The following is a 22,231-nucleotide window of genomic DNA, read 5'->3' as shown; positions in this document are numbered from 1 at the left end:
CTCAAGGGAATCGGGATAACGCCCGGTGTCGCCGTAGTAGTGATCCAGCGCTTCGCGCATCGCCGACAGGCTCTGGTGCAGGGTGGTCTCTTTGGAGGCCTCCAGGGTGTTGAAATAGCGTGGCAAGGCGATCGTCATCAGGGTTGCGATGATTGCCATGACCACCATCAATTCCAGCAGGGTAAAACCCTTTTCCCGACGCATATGCTCACCACTCCCGGTAGGCGATGCCATTGAGACCCTTGCCCCGAGCCTTGGAGTAGACGTCAAAGACGTCTTCGCCATCGCGAGGGTTTTCGGCCGAACTGTCATAGGAGCGCAAGCCCCATCCACCCTCGTCGTCACGCTTGCTCAGCGTCAGCGGGTCGTGGGGTATGCGCCGCAGAAAGTAGAACTTGGCGCCCTTGGCATTGCGCACGTCACGCACGCCATCGACCAGCACTTTCAGGTTCGGCGGGTAGCCGTTGCTGTCGAGCGTCTTTCGATATAACCCGCGTCGAAAGCGCGTTTGTAGGCGTCGATGGCATCGCGGATCTGGTACAGCGCGGTACGCAGATCCTGCTCTTTGCCCCGGCGCACCACGGTCTCGGTCAGCGGCGCGGCCATGCCGGCCAGCAGGCCGATCAAGGCCAGCGTCACCACGACTTCGATCAAGGTAAAACCGCGTTGCGAGGCGTTCATGATCAAGGCTTCCCGACGCTGACTTGCACGTTGGTTGCGGCGACTGGCCGACCGATAGGCTTAGCCTGTACTGAAGGCTTAGCCTGTACCGAAGGCTTAGCCTGTACCAAAGACTTAGCCTGTACCGAAGACAGATGTTGTTCCGGAGACTCAGGTTGTTCCGGAGACTCCAGCCGGCGATCCGGCGCCTGGATGTGCATGCTGCTTTCGGTGCCGGTAGTGAATTCCATGTCCGACGGGCTCTGGTACGGCAGGTTGCGCACGATCCGTGGCGTGATCGACAGCACCAGCTCGGATTTGCTGACGTCGTCCTTGTTGCTGCCGAACAGACGACCCAGGCCGGGAATGTCGCCCAGGCCAGGAATCTTGTTGCCGGTGGCGCCATGGTCGTTACGCATCAGCCCGGCGAGGATCTGGGTTTCGCCATCGTGCAGGCGCAGTGTGGTCTGGGCGTTGCGTGTATCGACCTGCACCGGAATCGTGCCCTGGCGGGTCGGTTCCAGCGGCGTGGCGTTACTGACCTCAAGCGCGATCTTGATCGCCACTTCGTTGTTCAGGTGCACGGTTGGCTGCACCTCCAGTTTCAAACCGACATCGAGATAAGTCACGCTTTCGGTGATCACCGGTCCCTGGGTCGACGGCACCGAGGTGGCACTGATGATCGGCACGCGCTGACCAATGTGGATGCGCGCCTGTTCGCGGTTGCTCACGCGGATCACCGGGCTGGCCAGGGTGTTGATGTCCTTGTCCTGGGCGTTGATCTTGGCCTGAGGCGATGGATTGATGGTGATCCGGCTGGAGTCGATGCCTTTGAGCTGGTCAAGCAGGGTCACCGCCGAACCGTCGCTGTTGAGCACGCCGAAGGTGTTCGGCCATTGCAGGCCGAGATCGAGAATCCGCTGGGTGGCGACTTCCATCACTTCCACTTCCAACACCACTTCGGGGTTTGACTGGTCTTGCGATTGCAGAAGTTTTTCCGCCATGCGCACAGCGTCACCGGTGTCGCGCATGGTCAGGGTATTCAGGCGTTCATCAACGAATACGTCGCGGGTCTTAAGCATGGTCTTGACCATGTTGAGCGCGGTGTTGGCATCAATGCTGGTCAGGTAGAAAGTACGCATCACCAGCTCCTGATAATCCTTGAGCTTCTGTGGCGAGTCCGGGTAAATCAACAGGGTGTTTTCGTTCACCACCTTCTGGTGCAGCTGATTTTGTTGGAGCAGCAGTTCCACGGCATCTTCGATACGCACGTCACGCACGAAGATCGTCGCTTTCATGTCCGGGCGCAGGTCTTTGTCGAAGATGAAGTTCAGACCGGCGACCTGTGACAGCACTTCGAAAATGGTTTTCAGGTTGGCGTCGCGAAATTCCAGAGTCACCGGTTTGTCCAGGCGGGTGCGCAGTTGCGGATACGGCACCACGTTGCGGCTCTGTACCAGGCGAACATTGCTCTGCAGTTCCAGGGCGCCTTCATTGTTCGGGTCCAGTTCGAGGATCTGTTTCACCTGACGGTCTGCGGCGTAATGTCGCCGCGACGCAGGTCGCCACGGGCCAGTTCGAGTTTTTCATCCAGATTGCGCATGTGCTCAAGCTGGCGCAGCGCGTCCTGGGCCCGGCGGTTGTTCGATTCAATGGTCAATACCCGGCCGTAAGCCGTGCGGGCCGAAGCGAAATCGCGCTGGGCACGGTCCATGTCGCCCTGGGTCAACAGTGCAGTCACCGCACGGGCACGGTTGGTGTTGAGTGCCAGGTGCAATTCGGTATCGCGAGGGTTTTCCCGCAACCCCTCCTGAATCCGCGCCAGACTGGCTTCGTACTGACCCGACTCCATCAGGCTCGAAGCTTCGTCCCTGGCAACCTGCGAAGAACTGCACGCGGCCAGCCCGGCACACAGACCAATGCTTAACAGCAAACGGAATTTGTTCATTGCGCGCTCCCCACAGACAACGTCTGGGACAAATGCAGAGGCAAATAGACCAGGCTCAGTTCCATGTCGGAATCCCCTCGATCTTCCATGTTTCGTCGATCACATCCCCTTTGCGCACGACGTAGATTTTCTCGCCGTTCTGCAAGAACACTTGCAGGTCGGTGTGGTTATCCATCCTGCCGATGAACTGGAAAGGCATGGTCGGTGCAGTGGGGACCTGCGCGACCGGGGCTACGTTAAGAGCTTGTTCGTCGACGCTGGCCAGGGTCGGCGCCGCGTTCCAGCTGCGGGCGGCGAACAGGTCGCCGGCCGGGCTCAGATCCTTGATCACCACTGGCGCACCTACAGCTTTGGCGGCATTGGCGGCTGACAGCGCGCCATGGGTCTTGCCCTTGGCAGAGGTGGCTGCCGCGCTCACTTCAACGTCAGTGTCGTCGGCCTGCTTGAAATAATCGGGCAACCAGGTCAGCGCCGCCGCCACACCGAGGAATGCCACCCAACCCACTACTCGTTTGTTGTTCATCATGACCTCGACAGGTAAAGGGTCATGCGGATCCGCCCGGACAGGTCGGTGTCGGCGATCTTCTTGCGTTGCAGCTCCAGGTCCTCCACCACCACCGCCGGCAACTGGGCAAGCAAGGCGTGCATGAAGCGCCGCAGTTGCGGGTAGCTGCCACGCACCGGCAGCAGAATCTGATAACGGGCCAGGTGCGTCTTGGGATCGATGCCCAGCGAGTACTCACCGCGAGAGAGAGTGATGCGCTCCTGGGCGGCCAGCGCGTAGATCTTGTCGATGGCGATGGTGGCCTGAGGCTGGGAGGGCAACTTGCTGCGAAAATCATCGAGCTGACGTTGCGGAACAACCGGGGCGGCCACCGTGCCGTCTTCGACCTTGGCCAGGTACTCGCGGGCTTCGCGGGTCTGCTGGCTAAGGCCTTGCAGTGACTGCCAGTCCGGCAACAGCCCGGCCAGGCCCAGGTCAGCGCCAGCACCACCAGGGCCAAACCTGCCAGACCGGGCACGCCCAGGCGTTGCAGGTATTCGTGGACGATCAATCTAGGGATTTGCATCGCCAATCTCCCAGGTAGCCGACAGGTTGAAACGGACCGGTTGCTCCGGCACGTTCGCGACGATTTCGTGGCTCAGCAGCGACACATCGGACAGCTCATCGGTGGCTTCCAGGCGCCGGTGAAAGTCGAGCATGGCCTCCAGGTCCCGCGCTTCGGCGCTGATTCGCACCTGACCTTTTCGGGCGTCAGGGGTCAGGGTCAGCAAGGCAATGTTGTCGCGGGGCATGGCTTCGAGCGTGGCGAACAAACGTTCCCAGGGACGACGAAGTTGCTGCGACACCTTGCGCATCTCGGCCAGGTTCTGCGCCTGCTCGCGAGTTTCCGCCGGGGTCAGGCTGACCTTGGTGCCAGAGCCGGTGCTGGTATCGCCACTGAGGACACGCTGGGTGGTTTGCAAGTGACCTTGCTGTAGCTCGACCTCTCCGCTGAGGTGTTGCTGGATCACGATGCAGGTCAGCGCCAGCACCACGCCACCGGCCAGCAGGCTCCAGCCCAGAGGGGTCGAGCGGCGGCGCGGCTGAAAGTCGAGCGTCAAGGCGCGCATGTCAGGCCACCGCCCGGGACATGACGTACAGGCAATCGTGTACGGATGTCCGGTCCTCTTCGAGGGTTCGCAGGTGCACACCGGGAACGTCCGGGTGCGAGTCGATGCGCGCCGGAGCGTGCAGGTATACGTTCAGCGGCCGTTCGCTGGTGGAGGCCTGTAAATGGCTTTCGCGGCCGATCAGCGCGGCCAGTGCGACATCGCTATCGCTGCTGCCCACCGAACGTACCGATGCCCAGCGCCCTTCGCGGGCCACCAGCAACACGCTGCGCACTGGTTCCGCGACCACGAACAGGAAGTCCCCGGCGTCGAGGCTTTTATCGAAATGATTGAATGCAGCCATCAGGTACGGCTGCACCGAACGCAGGCGCAGGCCACGACCGCTGACCAGGGTGCGCAGACGCTCCAGCAGCTCTTGCGGCAGCGCGGTGGCGATCCGGTCGTAGCCTGCAGGCTCGGCTGAAAGCACCAGGCTCCAGGGTTGGCCCGGGGCCCCATAAAGGTCTTCGAAGCACAGCTGGGCAAAGCCTTGCAGCTCGTCAGGACTGCTGATCTGGTCGCTCCAGGGCACCAGGCAAAAACGGCTGAAGTGGCCGGAGATCACCACGGTCAGGTCGGAGCCTGCGCGGGCATGTTCGCCCAGCAGGCAATCGAGGGTTTCCAGGGCCACGGTCCAGGCATGGAAACCTTCATCGATGAAGCCGACGCTGCCCAACCACAGGGTTTGACTGCCCTGCCGCTGGCCGAGGCCGACACCACTGGCGCCGATGACGGCGACATAACGCTCACGAGATAAAAGTGACACGATTGATCTCCTCGAGTGTGGTCCGGCCTTGTTGCACCAGTTCCAGCGCTGATTCGCGCAGCAGGCGCAAGCCACGTTTGCACGCGTGGGCCTTGATTTTTGAAATGGGTTGGCGCTCGACGATCATTTGCCGCAGTTCGTCGTCCAGGTGCAGCAGCTCGGCGATCGCGCTGCGCCCGCGGTAACCGGTGCCGCGGCAATGACCGCAACCCTTGCCATGGACGAAGTGGTAGTGCGCGACCTGTTGCGGATCGAGCCCCGAGGCTTCCAGCTCTTCTTCGCTCGGGGTGTAGTGGCTGCTGCAGCTGGCGCAGACCAGGCGAATCAGGCGCTGCGCCAGGACGGCATTGAGCGCGCTGACCAAACTGTAGGGATCGATTTCCATTTGGGTGAAACGGCCGATCACATCAAACACGTTGTTGGCGTGGATGGTGGTGAACACCAGGTGCCCGGTCAGTGCCGACTGCACGGCGATCTGCGCGGTGTCGGGATCGCGGATTTCACCGACCATGATCTTGTCCGGGTCGTGCCGCAGGATCGAGCGCAGGCCGCGGGCGAAGGTCAGGCCTTTCTTCTCATTGACGGGGATTGCAACACGCCCGGCAGTTGATATTCCACCGGGTCTTCAATGGTGATGATCTTGTCCACACCGTGGTTGATCTCGGTAATCATCGCGTACAGCGTGGTGGTCTTGCCGCTGCCGGTGGGGCCGGTGACCAGCACCATGCCGTAGGGTTCGGCGGCCAGGCGGCGCAGTTGGCGCAGGGTGTCCTCTTCGAAACCCAAGGCCTGTAGTTGCACGCCGCTGACCTTGTCGGCCAGGTCCTGCTTGTCGAGCACCCGCAGCACCGCGTCTTCGCCAAAAATGCTTGGCATGATCGAAACCCGGAAGTCGATCTGCCGGCCGCTGATGCCGATCTTGAAACGACCGTCCTGAGGCACGCGCTTCTCGCCGATGTCCAGTTCGGCCATGACCTTGACCCGGGAAATCACCTGTTCGGCGAACTCGCTCCCCTGGATTTTGCTGATGTTGTTCAATACGCCGTCGATGCGGTACTTGATCACCAGGCCGCTGCCAGTGGTGCCCAGGTGAATGTCGCTGGCGTGCATTTTCAATGCGTCGTAGAGGGTCGAGTTGACCAGTTTGACCACCACGCTGGAGTCTTCGCTGATGCTGGTCAGTGACAGGCTTTGCAGGGTATCGATTTCGGTATTGCCGTCGGCCTGGGCGTTGAGCGATTCCACCGCGTGAAAGCTCTCTTCGTGGCGCGCCAGATACGCTTTCAGGTCGTCGGTGTGCACCAGGTACAACGGCGCGCCGTGCAGGCAATCGTCGATCCAGGCCAGGCGAGCCGTGTCGAAGGGGTCGGCAAATACGCCGATGACCGCGTCGTCGTGACGCAGCAGCATGAATTCACGCTTAAGGCATTGGGCCAGGGTGATCCGGTCGAACACCGGGGTGGATTGAAACAGGCTGTCGGTGTCGAGCACCGGATAATGCAGGGTAGCGCCCAGGCACTGGATGAAGGGCATGGGGGCAGTTCACACAGCTGCGCGAGGGCTGCCAGGACTCGCTCGCCAGAACTGGCGGCCAGGGAGCGCGCCTGGACCAGTTGTTCACTGGAAAAACGGGTGGGTACACAATCCAGCGGCACTGCATCGATGACAAGTGATAGACGGTCCATGGCTTGCTCTCCAACGCCCGGGGCTTTGAGCCCTGTCGGCGCGGCGAGCAATTGCGGCGGGTGCCGGAACGTCTTGTCGCGCCACTACTCCCCGGTGAGCAATTGTTCGTCGTCTGGCGACTTGGAGACCGTACTTCGTCGGCGATCTGCAAGCACCCAACTACCGTCGTACAACTGCAGCGGGAAACTTTCGGTCCTGCTCTGGCGTCGTTCGACGAATCCTTGTGAAGTGCTCGCACCCGCTTTGGGTTCGCGCTGCATCCCCAGAAGATCGCAGACTGCCCGGGCCAATTCCGCCATCGGAAACGGTTTGAACAGGATGTGGCTGACTCCCAGTTTCCGGGCCTCTTCGCAAACTTCTGCGGTCGGGTGCCCTGTGATCAGCACAAAATGACAATTCCTGTTCTGGCGGACGGCATCGAGTACCTCAAAGCCTTTCATATCGGGCAAGTGGTAATCGAACACCATCACATCGGGAGAAAAACTTTCGGCTTCGCCGATCGCCGTCTCACCGTTGTGAGCTATCCGGACTTCCAGCGCTTGCGCCTGCAGGTAACCCTGGAGGTTTCCGCCAGCAGCTGTTCGTCTTCAACAACCAGTACTTTGTTTAACAAGGTGGACTCCTTGAAACCGCAGATCCGAATTCCGAACCTGGCGGAGTGCGCGCCTTGATAGGTCTAACGCACACTTCATGCCAGGCTGAACAACGGTAATTTTAAGTCTTCATGTCCTTGAATCTACTGACAATGCCTTTTCGTCCACGTATTTCACCCCCCAAAAGCGGGGAATACCGAACGGGTGTGCATTGAAGCTTTCCCCCACTTTTGGGGGACCGCTCAATCATCGTCGATCCTTTCGATTTGATTGCTGGAACGCAGTTGTGCCAGAACCTGTAGACGAGCTTTAATCTGTTTCTGTCGGGCAAGGTAAGCCCGAACCATGTCAAGTCCTTGCAACTCTGTGACATTGGTAGCCTCCATTCGGTTCTGTACATAAATCAGATGCCAGCCCACCGCCGTGCGTACCGGCTCGCTAACCGCTCCCGGTGCCAATGCGAAGGCAGCCGCTTCGAACTCAGGCATCATTCGACCACGGGGAAAGTAGCCCAGATCGCCCCCTGGCTGGCCGAAGCGTCTTCAGAACTGCTGCGGGCGACACTGGCGAAGTCTGCTCCCTTTCCGATGTTTTTACGCATCACCTCTAAGCGTAGCCGCGCTGCCTCGACAGTGGAAGCATCCGCACCCTGAGGCACTTTGATCAGGATATGCCTGACCTGTATCTCTTCAGGCCGGTTCATCTGCGCGCGGTACTCTTCATAAAACGCCCGAATCTGATGTTCGTCCGGCTCACCGACTCTCTTGATCTCGGCAATGTTGAGTTCGGCAAACATCTGCTGCGCAGCCAGATCACGGCGGGTGTACTCGATATAAGCGGCCTCATCGAAACCGGCGTCTTCCAGGCGGCGGGAGAACACTTGCGCGCCGCCCATGGCCTGACGCGTCTGATCCACCTGGCCTTGTACCGTGGCATCGCTGATCACCACCCCGTGCTTGACCGCTTCCTGCCAGAGCAATTCCTTGTCGATCAAGGCATCCAGCGCAGCCTTGCGCAGCTGTTTGTAAGCGCTGGGACTGCGGATGCTGGCGACCGCCCGGCCTTGATCCTCCAGATACTCGGTGAAATAGCGCTCCAGGCGCAGCTGGGAAATTTCCTCGCCATTGACCCGTGCCGCGACCTGGCTATTGCTGCAAAAGGCCGCCGGCACCCGCAACGTCAACAACACCAGCAAAGTATTGAGCTTCATCTTCAGCCTCCGATCAGGGCATGGCGGCAATGGGCTTGTAAGGGGCAACCAGGTAGAAACGCTGGTCGGACAGGTCCACCGTGACAACATGGGCGCCATTGAGGCCCAGCCTGCGGCCCGGTCCGAAGCTGATCAGCGGGGTCAGGCCGGTATCGAAGTCATGCAGGCCCTCCAGGGCACTGACCAGTTTTTCGCGGCTGGCATCGCGCCCGGCCTGCTTCATGCCTTCGCTGAACAACATCATCGAACTGAACGCACCGACCTGCAGTACCGCATGTTCACCGCCGAGCCGCTGGTGTTGGCGTAACTGGGTCAAGGCCAGGCGCCCCGCGATCGTCCAGTCGCTGGGTACGAACGGATAGGCCAGAAACACTCGCCGGGAAAAATCGTCGGGTATTTGCAACAGGTCACCGGCGACCTGATTCGACGCGGCGAACAGGTAAGGCACTTGCCCCGCCGTTTGCAAGCGTTCGGCCAGGCGACTGAAACCGTTGCTGCTGCCCAGGTAGAACACCGAGCGTGAGCCCAGTGGCAATTCGTTATGCGCCAACGGGTAGGTTTGCAGGCGCACTTTTTGCCACGCGTTGTCTTGCAGGTACCGGGCGAGTTTTTCCGCTGCCAGCCGGAGGCCGGGCTCGTCCGTGAAGGCGATCAGCGTCGGCCCCTGCAGCACCCGCAGACTGGCGGCAGCGTAATTGGCCAGGGCGATCATCTGCTCGCGCAACCCCGGCAGCGGTTCGAATATCTGCCGGCTGACCTGGGCCGTGCCTTGCAATGACAGGGGGCCGATCAGGGGCACACCGGCCTGTTCCAGACGCGGCGCGAGCTGCGAATCGAGTGCCGGCACCAGCGGGGCGATCAGGGCGAACACTTGTTCCTGTTCGATCAGTTGATTCAGCGCCCGCTCGGCGCTGGCTCGGTCGGGACCCGGGTCGAGGATGGTCAGGCGCAATTGCCGTCCATGAATTCCGCCCGCTTCATTGATGCGCGCCACACTACCCTTGAGCACCGACGCCACCGTGGCGCCCTCTTCGCCCAACGCACCGGTGCTCGGCAACAACGTGCCCAGGTGCAGGCTGTCGGCACTCAAGCCCGGATCGCGGTCATCAGCCAGACGCTTGAGGTACGCCGTGAGGTTGCTTTGATCACGCATCGACAGCACGAAGCGCGGCATCGCCGGGTCGAGGCGATTGTTGCCGGGATCGCGCCCCTCCTGCACCGCTTTGGCCAATGTGGTTTCCGTATAGGCCGGTAGGTGCGCCCGTTGATCTGCTGCTGTCCATAGGTGCTGGTAAGCCGCGACCAGCTCAGATCCGGTGGTCGCACCCCGCCCTCGGGACGCCCGAGACCATCGGCGCCATGGCAATTGGCGCACGGCAGACTGGTCGCCGGCAGTAACATGCCCGCCGCCCCGACCCGGGCCATGATCGGCTCACCACTCGCTGACACACCCTCGCGGTACAGCCGTTTGCCGGCACTTTCGCTGGGGGTCAGCGGCAGTGCCTGGGCGGTCACGCTGGCACTTTGCAGAACAAGCAAAGCGAGCATGAACAGGCCGGCGTTGAGGGCGTTTTTCATGGCGCAGCTCAACGACCGGCCACGGGCATTGCCAGCAGCTGCAAGCGCTGGGCAATGACGGCGGCCGGGGCGTCGGGGCGAATTTTGCTCCAGCGTTTGTTGGCCACATCACCGACGATCAACTGCGTGGAGTGTTGTTCGGGAGTCGGCACGATCTGGCCGATACGGCCCAGAACCAGATCCATTTGTGCCTTGTCGCCAGTAAGAAAAAGCCAGTGGGGCCCATCGACGCCCTGTTTCAAGGTGTAAGCCTTGAGCACCGCCGGAGTATCCCGCAGCGGATCACTGGTAAGGGAGATAAAGGTGATGCCGTCCGCCTTGTCGCCCAGCACTTCACGCACTTGCTTGAGCTTTTGGGTGATCAATGGGCAGGCATCGTCGCAACTAGTAAAATCACATTGAGCAGCACCACACGGTTCTGCAACGCGTCGCTGTAGAAGCGCTGGGTATTGCCGTTCTGGTCCTGCAACGGCGTATCGGTGAACCAGGTTTTCGCGTCCCGGGTGCCACCCGCCGGTTGTGCGGCAACCGCTGCTGGCGCGGCCGCTTCAGAGGCAGGCGCGGGTTGTCCATGCTCTTCGTGGGCAAAGGCCATGAAGCTGATAACGCAATAACACATGGTAAGGAGGATCAACACGAGTGCTTTCATGGCTGTTGCTCCATGGCAATGGCAGTGTGCTTGGCGTGGGTGTTGCGCTGGCCGCTGAGCTTCTCGACTGCACGGCTGAGCACGGCCGGGTCGGTGAAACCGTAGTAGCGGGTCCAGTGGCGGCTGTTGCCGTCGCCCACCAGGATCAAGGGTTGATGGTTCTTGAAGTCGCCGCTGAAACTGCCCAGCCCCTTGAGGGTTTCGTTGACCGACTGCGGGGAGCCGGTCAGCCAGCTCCAGCCCGGACCGCTCTGGAAGTTGCGGGCGTATTCATTCAGGCGTTTGGCGTCGTCGCGTTGCGGGTCGATGCTGATCGACACCATTTGCACCTCGGTGCCGACCCGTGCACCCAGGTGTTTCTGCACCTTGCCCATGATCGACGACACCACCGGGCAGACCGTGGTGCAACTGGTGTAGATGAAGCTCATGACCACGATCTTGTTGCTCACCAGGTCTTTTTCCAGGCGTACGGTCTTGCCGTTCTGGTCCACCAGCGCCACGTCGGCGAACTTGACCTGGGCGCTCTCCGAACTGGCGCTTTTGGCCGGTGTGTGGCCGGCATGTTCATCCGCTGAGTGAGCCAGGGCCTGGCCGATCCCGACGGCCAACAGGCAGAGCGTCAGCAGTCCACGATGTGCAAATCGGTTCATGTCGATGTCCTCTTCAATGAGCGTCGCTCGGCAGTACCCGAACGCTGGCAAACGTCTGGTCGCCGAAGGTCGCGCCCAGGGATGCCGCACGCACGTGCAGGTACCAGGCGCCTTTCTGGTCGAGGGTCACCGGGGCTTCATAAACACCGTTGCCGACGTCCCGTGCCGCGACCAGCCGAGGCCGTGAACTCGGTGCCAGGAAGTAGCGCACCTGCACGTCCTTGACCCCGCTGCGCTCGGCCTTCTGTTTGCCCTGGACGATGCGAAAACGCACCGTGTAAGGGCTGCCCAGTGCCGCGGTGGATTTATCGAGCATGAATTCCACTTTCGGCACGCCTGCGTGTTGCGCAGTGCTCTTGTTCGCCTCAATCACGGTGCTGAAGCAATGGATGATGTTGGGTTGATTGAGCAGGAACGCCACGTCGAAACGTCCGGCCGGTGGCAGTTTGATCCGCGCGCTGTACAGCCCCGGCTCGATTTCGCGCAGGCTGCGGTCGATCACCAGTGCCGCCCGCGCCACTTGCCCGCGATTGGGGTAGCCGGACATCGGCGCGTTCATGCCTTCGGCGTAGAAGTAGGTGGTGTTGTCCGACGGATTGACCACGAACACCGAATTTTCGTCCCGCGATACCGCCAGGCTCGACGCCAGCGGCAGATCACCAGCCAGCCGTGGCGGCTGGGTCCCGGCTTCAAAGCCCTGGCTGATCGGCTTGCGGCCCTCACCCAGCGACGACAGGTTGATCATCGTCACCTTGGGCGATGCAAGCCCGCGAACGTAGGCATAGGCCTTGGTGAATACCACTTGAAAGGGTTCGGCGGACACGTCCAGTTCATGGATCAGCGAATCGGTGGCCGCGTCGATCACCGAGGCCTGGTTCTCCAGGGTGTTGAGCACGATGCCCAAACGTCCGTCGGCGCTGAAACCCATCGGGCCGATACCCTGCTTCATCTTGATCACCCGCCGCACTGACTGGCTCGCAGCGTCGACCACGGTGACCGTGCCGTCCTTGCCATCGGCCACATACGCGGCGCCGGACAGCGGTGAGTACACCACTGACAACGGGTGCGAGCCGGTCTTGAGCTGTTTGATCAGGGTCAGGCTGGCGATATCGATGATGCTCAGGGTGCCGTCGTCGCGATTGGTGACAAAAGCAAAGCGGCTGTCCTTACTGAAGGCAATTTCGTGGTGCCCGCCACCGGTGGCCAGGTGTTTGAGGGTTTTCAGGCTGGCGGTGTCGATCACCGTGACCCCGGATCGCTCCGCGGATTTGGCATTGTTGCCGACCCACAGCAGGCGTTCGTCCGGTTGCAGGGCCACGCGCACCGGGTTGCTGCCGGCTGCTACCGAGTCGACCACCTTGAACTGTTCGCTGTCGATCACCGCGACCTCATTGGCGGTCGGCATCGACACGAAGACTCGCTTGTTGTCTCTTGGGTTGACCCAATCCATCGGCGGTTGCTTGATGTCGATCCGTGCCATGGTGCTGGTGATGCCGCCCACTGACACTGAAGGATCGATTACCGAAACGCTGGCATCGCGGTTCATCACCAGCAGGAAGTAGCTGTTGAGATCGAGCAGCGGCCGCGCGCCGATGCTTGATTTAAGAAACACGCCGACCCGGGACTTGCAGCTTTTTTCGCGGCCCTGGGCCTGGTCGGCAGCAGTGGCTTCAGGGTCGAGCCAGGCGCCGGGGGCGACGCCCGCCAGCGGTTGTCCCGATGCCTTGTCTGTGACACGAAATTGCACGTCGGCAAATTCACCTTCGCGCAGCACGCCGTCCTCGGCCAGTGGCCGCACGTCGAGAACCACCGATACGCCGTCGCGTTCAAGGGTCTGGCCGGTCCAGGTGTTGGGCAGCGCAACCTCGTTGAGCATGACCGGGGGGACGTGCGCGACACTCCGAGCCATATCAGCGCCACCCCGACGGCTAGCGCACAACTGGCGAATTTGATGGTCCTGTTCATGTCACTTCTCCCCTTTACAGATCTGTACCTGCCTCACCGCCGTTCTTCTGTAGGAGCGAGGCTTGCCCGCGAAGGCGTCATCTGTCGCACCACCACAAACCGAGGCCACCTCGCCCTGTAGGAGCGAGGCTTGCCCGCGAAGACGTCATCCGCCACACCGCCAAACCGAGATGACCCCTTCGCGGGCAAGCCTCGCTCCTACAAAAGCGGCCTGTAGCGAAGGCGTCATCTGCCGCACCATCACAAACCGAGGCGACCCCTTCGCGGGCAAGCCTCGCTCCTACAGGGAACGGTGTTGTTCCCATTCCGGCGTTACGGCACCGGTGCCGGTTCCAGCTCGTTGGTCACCCGCAGCAATCCCCATAACCCGGCGGTATTACCGAAGGAAGCGTTGTCGCGGTACAGGTAATCCCCCGCTATCGCATTGCTGCCCCCGGCGCTCGGGTGCATGAAGCTGAAGTGCGCCGCTGGCAACACGCTTTCCCGGGCGCCGATGTACATCGACATTGGGTTAAGCCCGAACTTCACCGAACCGACCCCCGGCGTGCCCATCGGGTAGCCGCCCACATCGCTCTTCTCCGACTGGAACGGGTTGACCGACCAGAGGTGGCCATCGAGCTGGAAGGTCGAACCGCGACTGCCACCGGACGGCATCAGGATGTGCGTACGGAACGGTTGCCCCGGTTTGACGTAGAACACCGGCGTCTGCGGATCGCTGCCCACCAGCGCGTTGCTGTAGGCCATGTGCACGTTCGGCACATCGCCGTAGCCATGGCCATCGGCGCGACCGAACGGTGCATCCGGCGCCAGGCCGAAGCGGAACCACATCGGTTCGACCTTGTAGTTGATGGCCATGCTGGCGTTGTCTTTCGGATCGTTCGGTACACCGTTGCCTTCCGAAGCAATGCCTTCCACCGGCCGCCCATTGGCCCAGCGCGTGTTCAAGGCGCGCTGCCAGACCATCGCAAAATCGCGGTAGGTGGTCTGGCCCGACGCCGTGACCGTGGCCGACGCGCGCTTGGCATCCTCGACCCAGGTGGCGCCGACCGGCAGCACGCTCATCGCACCGCCCAGGCCCTTTTGCGGCTGCTTGATGACGTCCGCCGGGGTGAAGTTCAACCCGCCGAATTCCACCGCCGTGGCGTTGATGTTGTCGACGTTGCGCCCCAGTTGGGTGATCGGTTTGCCTTCACGCTCCAGGTGCCCGGCGTAGTACTGGTAGGTACGGGTCGGGTATGCGCCAGTGTTGCCAACGCGAGGCGGCACGGTCTGGATGGGGTTGGCGCCGACGTTGGCGCCGTCGGATTTGGTGATGTCATAGGCCAGCAATTGTGCGTGCAGGCCGACATGGCTCGATGGCCGCAACAGGTTGTTGTTGAAGGTGGTCGAGCCCATGCCGTCGTTGCGGTCACGCTTGGCCAGGCCCTGCATGATCGCGGTCTGGGCCAGGTCCGGCATCACCGTTGGCAGGCGGTTTTCCAGGGTGATGTTGATGCAATCACCGGCCGCTGCACGCAGGATCAACGGTTCGACAGGCACACCGGGTTTCAGCTTGCCGGTAGTCGCGTCGAGGTCGCCCTTGCGCACATACAGGATCGCGGTCGGGTCATGCAGCGGCCCGCTTTTCCCGCCGATGGTGAAGGTCTCGCCATCTTCAGGATCGGTCACCGTGACCTGCGGGATGCTCATTGTCCGCGAGTTCAGCACCAGGGTGCCCCCCGTCGGTTTCAACGGCCCGCCGACATGTTGCCCGATACCCGCCGGGTCGCCGAGGGACAGGCCCAACGGGTTGGTCAGGATGTCATTGGCCAGCGCCGCGACCACATCGTAATTGCGTTGCACGGTTGGCCGGGTACCAATGCCATTGGGGTTGGCGCCGATCCGTGGGCAAATGCCGTCGAACGCCACGGTGTTGCGCATGCCGGTCGGTTTCGCGTTGTTCGGCAGCGCGAACAGATCGCTGCGTTGCGCGGTGTAGTTGCGCATCACACCCCATATTCCGTTCCAGTAACCCTCGATGGACGCGTCCATGGTGTACAGATAGTCACCGGTGGTCGCCGCGGCACTGGAGATCATCGACACCGGCGCATTGAAGCCCATCTGCTCGGAAATCCCGACCATCTGCGAGGCGCGCCAGCCGGAGTTGGAGCTGTTGCCGAAACCGGAACCGCTTTGCAGCCATTTCACGCCGTGCAGGGTGACGTTGTGCTCCTCTTCGTGGCCGCCCGCATGCACCCGCAGCCGCACGTTGTCACCGGTGTAGGTGCGCAGCATCGGGGTGAACGGATCGCCCGGCTCCGCGCCGCCCTTGTTGATGTGCGGCGGGAACAGCGTGGTGCCACCGGTTGGACCGGTGGCCGCGGTGATCAGGTTCGGCGCCAGGTTCATCGCCGGGATCGCACGGTCGGTGCGGCTTTGCATGGCGTACGCGAGGTCACCGCCGAGGCCATCGGCCTGCATGCCGCGCTTACCGTCCGGGCCGACCTTGTTCGGGTCGAACACCCGCAGGGCCAGCGGTTCGTTGCGGTAGTTGACGACGAACATGCCCGGATCATCCACCGAGATCGCTTGTGGACAAGGCCGGCTCGGGCAACCTGGTTTCACGCCGCCACGCAGCTCCACCACCGCTTCGAGCAACTGGCTGGTGTTGTCGCGCACCGGCGGATTGATCGCGTAGCGGAAGCTGTCGGCCGTGGCCGGGAATGCTTGCCGATTCGGTACGCCATTAGGGCCTGCGCCCACGTACACACCGGCTTCATAGGCGTGCTGGAAGTCGCTGTATTCGAGGAAGAACTCACGAAAGCTGTCGTTCTTGCCGTCATTGTCCAGGTCACCGGTGGAAATCACCGCCTGCCATGAAGTCGGCCCGCCGTCCTGCCGCGCGCCGCTGTACAACGGCTCGCCGGTTTCGGCGTGGAACCAGGTCGAACCGGCTGGTTCTGCCAGCACGGTGGCGTACAGGCCAATCTGTTGGTGAGTCGATGGGCCGAGGTGGTCGTGGGTGAAGATGGTGCCCAGGCCACGGTCAACACCTTGGGTATTGACCACCGGGTCGACGAACCAGCGTTGCATGGCCGTCCGCGCCCCAACCCAGTCGGCCCGGCCGAACTGTCCGAAGTACGGGTGATTTTTGGCTTTCGGGCAGGCTGGCGTGCCGTCACGCGGGTCCGTGCCTTTGCACTGGTTGTACTCGCGGATGGCGTGGATGCGTTCTTGCACGGCACCTGGGGAGAGCACGCCGTCTTCATAGTTCCAGCCGTTGGACGAACCGTCCGCGGCGGTCAGGTCCCATTTCGGCAGGTGAATGTGCTGACCGATCACGTCGGTCGGCGTGCGCACCTGATAGTCGTCCATCTCATAGGTGGCCGGCACCAGGTTGGTTTGCTGGTACTGCACGCAGTCGAAGGTGTTCATGCGCATCACCAGCGGTTCTGGCGGACGCTGCTTGGTGATCACCGGCCAGGCGTCTTCCCACAGCGCCAGGATGCGCGCTTGCGGGAAGTGGTAGCCGACCTTGTTGTACACCGCGTCGAACTGGATATTCGCCGCTTTGTAGACCCGCGGCCGGTCGGCGGTAAAGGTCGAGGAACCGATGAAAGACATGCCGTCGAGCCGCTCGCCACTGTTGAATTCCCCAGTGCCGGCGCTGCTGGTCAGGCGTTTTTGCCGGTCATCCATGCACGGTTCGTAGTACGGCGCACCGGCAATCGGCAAAGCGCCGTTGGTGCGGAAGTTGCGCGCCACGATCTGGCTGCCTGGCAGCACGGCGTAGCTTGGGTGATCCTTTTTCGCGTGGAAGGCCATGGCCGCCTGTTCGACTTCAGTGCCCTCTTCCGGCAGGTAAATCGGTTTGGCGCGGGTCACCGACTTGGAGAAGTCCAGCGACGTGGTAATGGTCTGGGCCTCGCCACCCTCGGATACACCGCCCAGTGCATGGCGCGGCAAGCCGCCGTTCCAGCCACCGGATTGATTAGGGTCCAGGTTGGCCACAAGGCTTTGCCACTGGCCTTCAAGGCTTGCGCCGTGGCGGCATCGAGCATGTCCAGCGGTGGAGTCGGCGGGCGTTGGCCGACCGAACTTTCCATGCCGCCGATCCAGAATGGATAGCCTGGGTTTTTCAGGGTGCCGTCGGCATTGCGATTGGCTTCGCTGCGATCGATCAGCGCGAGGGAACCGATGGCTGCACTGTTGGTATGAGCACCGCCGCCATAATGCTCGCCGTCATCGTCGCCTACTTCGTCATGGTCATCGTCGTTGGCGGCCACCAGGGTTTCGCCGATTTTCGGTACGACGGCGACTTTGCCTGGCATCGGCGCCATGGCTTTGCCAGGCAGCGGCACCACGGCTGGAATCGGCGTGCCGGCAACGATTTCGCCATCGGGCAAGGCTCGTGCACCTGCCGCCGGTTTACCGTTGCGCAGGGCATAGGGTTCGGTGTGGAAGCCGTCGGCGCCTTGTTGCGAGACTTCGAGTTTGGTGCCCTCTTCAAATACATCGTGCACCCGCCACATGGCCCACATGCCTTGGGCGAAGTGCGGGTAGAAGTGACAGTGATAAATCGCATCGCCTGCTACCCGGTTACGGTTACCCGAACCACCGTTGGCGATTTCATAGGTATAACCGGCGCCCGGACCGATGCCCTGGGCGTCCACGTAGTCGGAGTTGTCATCGTTGGGGTTGAACAGCCACTGGTGGCCGTGCAAGTGGAAAATATGGTGCTCGTAGCCGTTGTGGGTGTTGCGGAATTTGACGAAGTCACCGATGTAGCTGTGGGCAACGTTCGACGGCTCCGAGGGGTACAACGCCGCGGTCGCCTTGACGCCGACCTGATCGGCCTTCGGCTTCTGGCCGGGGGTGATGCCTTCAAGGCCGGCGTTGGCCGGTACGTCCACCAGCATCGCCACGTCGCCGACGGTGTGGGCACTGAGGAAGAATTCTTCATAGGCGCAGGACAGGCAATCGTGCATCGGCCCCACGCCCAAACGGTTGGCAACCACCTCGGCGCCCATGCCGCCGGAGCCGTAGTTGATCATGAACGAATCGCGGGTCGGCTCCAGTACGTGGGCCATGACCGGGTCTGCAAAATACGCCGGGAACGCCTGAGTCACTGCGGTTTCATCCTGGAACTGCGCGGAGAAATCGCGGAACGGCTCCAGCCGATTAGGGATTGCCGGATTACGTTTACCCATACTTTCCAGCGGATAGGTCGAGGCCGGGAAACTGCCGTCGGCGTTGCTGCCCATGACAATTGCATCGGCTTCACTGGAAACGATTTCATTGCCGTCGACCATGTTGATGATCGGCTTGCCGGCCTTGCCTTCGCGAATCCAGGGTTGACGCTGCGGATAGCGCGCCTGGTAATCGACGATCGGATGACCGGCCGGCGTGCGGCCGGTGCTGGCCAGGCGCATCTCTTCTTCGGTGATGGTGTTGCGGTAGCTGCGACCGCCCTTGGGCATGACCGCCACCTGGCCGAACAGGCCGTTGGCGTTGTTGCCGGCCGCGCCCTCGCCACCGAACGTCGCGCCGCGGCTGCTCACCGTGAACGCACCCTCGCGTTCGGCGTACAGGGTGTAGGAACGACTGGCGCCAGGAGCGACCAGGGTATTGGCGTTGCGCCCGGTGTACGAAGAGATGTCATCGATGCTGTTGACCGCTTGCATGCCGTTGACCTGGAAGCCGACATGGCGGTCTGCGACCTGCTCGTCGACCTTGAACGCTTCACCGCCAGCGCGGATTTCGCCACCTTCGCTATGGGAGCCGGGGTTGGCCTGGTAGGCCAGCAGGTTTTGCAGGTTGACCGTCAGGCAGTCACCGGCGGCGACCCGCAGGACCAGCGGACGCGGACGCTTGTCGGCCCGCAGCGAAACCTTGCCCGGCACCGCAGCACCACCTTGAGCCAAAGAAATCTGGTGGTCGTCGACCACGTCGCGGCGCAGGGCGAACATCATGCCGTTGACGTTCTGCGCACCCAGGCGGTTGAACATCAGCGGCTGATCCAGCGCCACGACGTTGGCCACCAGATTGCGCTCACAACGCGCAGCCGCTTCGGCGAACTCGATACCAAGCACCGATGCAGCCAACAACAGCCAGGGAAGAATGGATGGAATATGGTGTATGCCGGTCATGATCACGGGCCTCGCTGTGGGTGCGCACAGGGAATAATTCTCGACAAATCTGCACAGCAATCCGCATGCCACAATTAATTTTGTTTATTTTCAATAAGTTATGATCAGAACTTGATACGCAGGGGGATATTCCCCACTTTTTCCCCAATTTTTCGCTGGGGCTACCATCCCCCAAAGTTGGGGAAACCCACCCCCGGAGTTCCGGTTACAGCGGGGCATCTGCCGACAGCCCTGCAAACGCCGGTACTGATTCAATACATTGGGTACATAACGCTGGGTTTCGGCGAACGGCGGGATCACTCCGCCACGGCTGAGCACGGCCTGGGGACCTGCGTTGTAGGCGGCTACGGCGAGGGTGATGTCGTTGTCGAACATCGTCATCAAGCGCTTGAGGTATCGGGCGCCGCCCTGGATGTTGGCCTTGGGGTCGTAAACGTTGGTCACGCCCATCTCGCGCGCGGTGTCGGGCATCAACTGCATCAACCCGCCCGCGCCCTTGGGCGACAAGGCCCTGGCGTCATAGTGGGACTCGGCCTGGATCACCGCGTGCAGCAGGGCTGCGGGCAATTTGTTGTCCGTGGCCGCCTTTGATACCAGCGCGGCATAGGGCCGCGCGGCAATCATCTGCGGCTGCCGGTCGATGCTGACCACCGCCGCTTCGGGCTCGTGAATGACCCGCTGATAGTGGCGACCGGGGCGGTGGACATTGGACAGGACGAAGTTGCCCCTGGCGTCCACCGAAACGAACACGTCGGCTTGGGCAGTGCCTGCCAGCAGCGTCAAGCCGAGCAGTCCTGCGGTGAGAGTTTTCATTGTTCTACCTCCCCTGCCCAGCCCCGAAAAATGGGGGTATTGCCCCAATGGCCGGTCGTTTATCAGCCATACGCAAGCACTGTGCCGAAAGCGCAAATGGCCGTAGCACGGGGGGTGTAGAAGCAAGCCTCAACCTTTACCAGTCCTTTGCATGGCAATTGCATAAGCCTTTCTTGCGACCCTTCTGCCGACTGTGTGAGGTCATCATGAAACAGCGACTGTATTGCGCCCCACGTGATTCTTTCCCCAGAACCCAGCGCGGGTTCACCCTGCTTGAACTGTTGGTGGTGCTGGTGGTGCTGGGGCTGTTGGCCGGCATCGTCGCGCCGAAGTATTTCGCGCAGCTGGGCCGTTCCGAAGTGAAGGTGGCCAAGGCGCAGATAGAAGGCCTGGGCAAGGCCTTGGACTTGTACCGGCTGGAGGTCGGCCATTACCCGACGACCGAACAGGGTTTGCAGGCGCTGATCACCGCGCCCAGCGACGAACCCCACTGGACCGGCCCGTACTTGCAGAAAAAACTGCCGCAGGACCCGTGGGGCCGGAACTACACCTACCGTTGCCCCGGTGAGAACGGCGAGTACGACCTGCTGTCCATGGGCAAGAGTGGCCAACCCGGCGGCGTAGGCGAAAACGCCGAAATCACCAGCTGGCAATGACGGGGATGGCGACCATGCGTTTTCACCTCAAAGCGGTAGGCAAGGCCGGTGTGGTATCCATGACCGTCGATGCGCCGGGCCATGGCGAAGCCCGACGAATCGCCGAAGACCAGGGTCTGCGGGTGGTCAGCCTGCACGCCGAGCGACATTGGGGGGCGTTGCGCCTCAAACAGCGGGAGACGTTCAACCTGGTTTTGTTCAGCCAGGAACTGACTACGCTGCTCAATGCCGGGCTGCCGTTGATCGATGCGCTGGAAAGCCTGGCGGAAAAGGAAAACGCGCCACACGCCCGCAAAACCTTGAACGAGCTGGTGCGCCTGCTTTACGAAGGCAAATCTTTTTCTCAGGCATTGGGCCAGCTATCAGCTGTTTTCCCACCCCTGTACGTTGCGTTGGTACAGTCCAGTGAAAAGACCGGTGCCGTGGGCGATGCCCTGGGCCGATATGTCAGCTATCGCCAGCGCATGGACGAGGTTCGCCAGAAGATCGTCAGCGCTTCGATCTACCCCATGTTGTTGCTGGTGGTGGGCGGTGGCGTGGTTTTGTTTTTAATGGGCTATGTAGTGCCGCGCTTCAGTCTGGTGTTTGAAGGGCTGGGGTCTAACCTGCCGTGGCTGTCGCAGATCCTGATGAGCAGCGGCATGTTCCTGCACGCCCACCAGGCCGAATTCTTCGGCGCCTTCGTGACCTTCATCGTCACCATTACCCTGCTCCAGCGACAGCCATCCTTCCGTCGTGGCGTGGATCGCGTGATCGAGAAACTCCCGGCCGTGCATCAGCGCATCTTCATGTACGAACTGGCGCGTTTCTACCGTTCCCTGGGCATTCTGCTGCAAGGGGGTATTCCCCTCGTCACCGCCATGGGCATGGTTCGTAATCTGCTGACCGTGGCTTCCCGCACGCGCCTGGATCAGGCTTGTGAGCGGGTGCGCGAGGGGCAATCGTTATCGACCGCGCTGGAACTCAACCACCTGGTGACCCCGGTATCCCTGCGCCTGCTGCGCGCCGGCGAACAGTCCGGCAACCTGGGGCAAATGATGGAGCGCAGCGCCGACTTCTACGACGAAGAAATCAGCCGCTGGATCGAGTGGTTCGTGCGGCTGTTCGAACCGTTGCTCATGACCTTCATTGGCCTGCTGATCGGGGTGATCGTGATCCTGATGTACATCCCGATTTTCGAGCTGGCCTCAAGCATTCACTGACCCACTGAATAAATCAGTGCGTTGCAGTGTTTATCAACGTTCCTACCGAATAAAGGAACCGAGTGAATAAAGGA

Annotated in this window: 6 protein-coding genes and 12 pseudogenes; 2 read left to right on the top strand and 16 right to left on the bottom strand. The window is 61.6% G+C overall.

Annotated features, from left to right (window positions below; genetic code table 11):
• The 16 genes and pseudogenes from CES87_RS30320 to CES87_RS30245 form a co-directional block, all read right to left on the bottom strand.
• A partial coding sequence (locus tag CES87_RS30320) for a type II secretion system protein (RefSeq protein ID WP_141239476.1) occupies positions 1-204 on the bottom strand: 204 nt, incomplete at its 3' end.
• A 4-nt stretch (positions 205-208) separates the two neighbouring features.
• Positions 209-681: pseudogene (locus CES87_RS30315) on the bottom strand (type II secretion system protein).
• Positions 682-683: 2 nt separating this feature from the next.
• Positions 684-2,608, bottom strand: a pseudogene (locus tag CES87_RS30310) (secretin N-terminal domain-containing protein).
• Positions 2,605-3,131, bottom strand: a pseudogene (locus CES87_RS30305) (hypothetical protein). Before CES87_RS30305 ends, CES87_RS30310 begins: the two co-directional pseudogenes overlap by 4 nt.
• A pseudogene (locus CES87_RS30300) lies at positions 3,131-3,678 on the bottom strand (GspMb/PilO family protein). Before CES87_RS30300 ends, CES87_RS30305 begins: the two co-directional pseudogenes overlap by 1 nt.
• Positions 3,665-4,222: a PilN domain-containing protein gene (locus tag CES87_RS30295; RefSeq protein ID WP_128609017.1), complete on the bottom strand. Its 558-nt coding sequence runs from the start codon at positions 4,220-4,222 to the stop codon at positions 3,665-3,667. The pseudogene CES87_RS30300 and the gene CES87_RS30295 overlap by 14 nt, the downstream one beginning before the upstream one ends.
• A gap of 1 nt (position 4,223) precedes the next feature.
• Positions 4,224-5,027 carry a hypothetical protein gene (locus tag CES87_RS30290; protein ID WP_128609015.1) on the bottom strand — a complete coding sequence of 268 codons (804 nt, stop codon included), beginning with the start codon at positions 5,025-5,027 and terminating at the stop codon, positions 4,224-4,226.
• A pseudogene (locus tag CES87_RS30285) lies at positions 5,008-6,137 on the bottom strand (GspE/PulE family protein). The gene CES87_RS30290 and the pseudogene CES87_RS30285 overlap by 20 nt, the downstream one beginning before the upstream one ends.
• 659 nt (positions 6,138-6,796) lie before the next feature.
• Positions 6,797-7,326: pseudogene (locus tag CES87_RS30280) on the bottom strand (response regulator).
• 222 nt (positions 7,327-7,548) lie between these two features.
• Positions 7,549-8,516: pseudogene (locus CES87_RS30275) on the bottom strand (peptidylprolyl isomerase).
• 13 nt (positions 8,517-8,529) lie between these two features.
• Positions 8,530-10,094, bottom strand: a pseudogene (locus CES87_RS30270) (ABC transporter substrate-binding protein).
• Between the two features lie 8 nt (positions 10,095-10,102).
• Positions 10,103-10,743 (bottom strand): annotated as a pseudogene (locus CES87_RS30265) (SCO family protein).
• Positions 10,740-11,393 (bottom strand): SCO family protein, encoded by a 654-nt coding sequence (locus CES87_RS30260; RefSeq protein WP_128609013.1) that lies wholly within the window; start codon positions 11,391-11,393, stop codon positions 10,740-10,742. Before CES87_RS30260 ends, CES87_RS30265 begins: the two are co-directional and overlap by 4 nt.
• Positions 11,394-11,406: 13 nt before the next feature.
• Positions 11,407-13,358, bottom strand: a pseudogene (locus CES87_RS30255) (cytochrome D1 domain-containing protein).
• 312 nt (positions 13,359-13,670) lie between these two features.
• A pseudogene (gene mnxG / locus CES87_RS30250) lies at positions 13,671-19,486 on the bottom strand (manganese-oxidizing multicopper oxidase MnxG).
• 205 nt (positions 19,487-19,691) lie between these two features.
• A pseudogene (locus tag CES87_RS30245) lies at positions 19,692-20,299 on the bottom strand (lytic transglycosylase domain-containing protein).
• A 206-nt stretch (positions 20,300-20,505) separates the two neighbouring features.
• On the opposite strand from CES87_RS30245, the gene gspG reads away from it, so the two are divergent.
• A complete protein-coding gene (gene gspG, locus CES87_RS30240) occupies positions 20,506-20,955 on the top strand; it encodes a type II secretion system major pseudopilin GspG (protein WP_128609009.1) in 450 nt (149 codons plus the stop codon).
• A gap of 14 nt (positions 20,956-20,969) precedes the next feature.
• Entirely contained in the window at positions 20,970-22,157 is a 1,188-nt protein-coding gene (locus tag CES87_RS30235) for a type II secretion system F family protein (protein ID WP_128609007.1), read from the top strand.
• Positions 22,158-22,231: the final 74 nt, after the last annotated feature.

This window comes from Pseudomonas sp. ERMR1:02, assembly GCF_002277815.1.
Classification (GTDB): Bacteria; Pseudomonadota; Gammaproteobacteria; order Pseudomonadales; family Pseudomonadaceae; genus Aquipseudomonas.
Note: the sequence above shows the minus strand (reverse complement) of the source record. Positions and strands in the feature narration are given on the sequence as shown.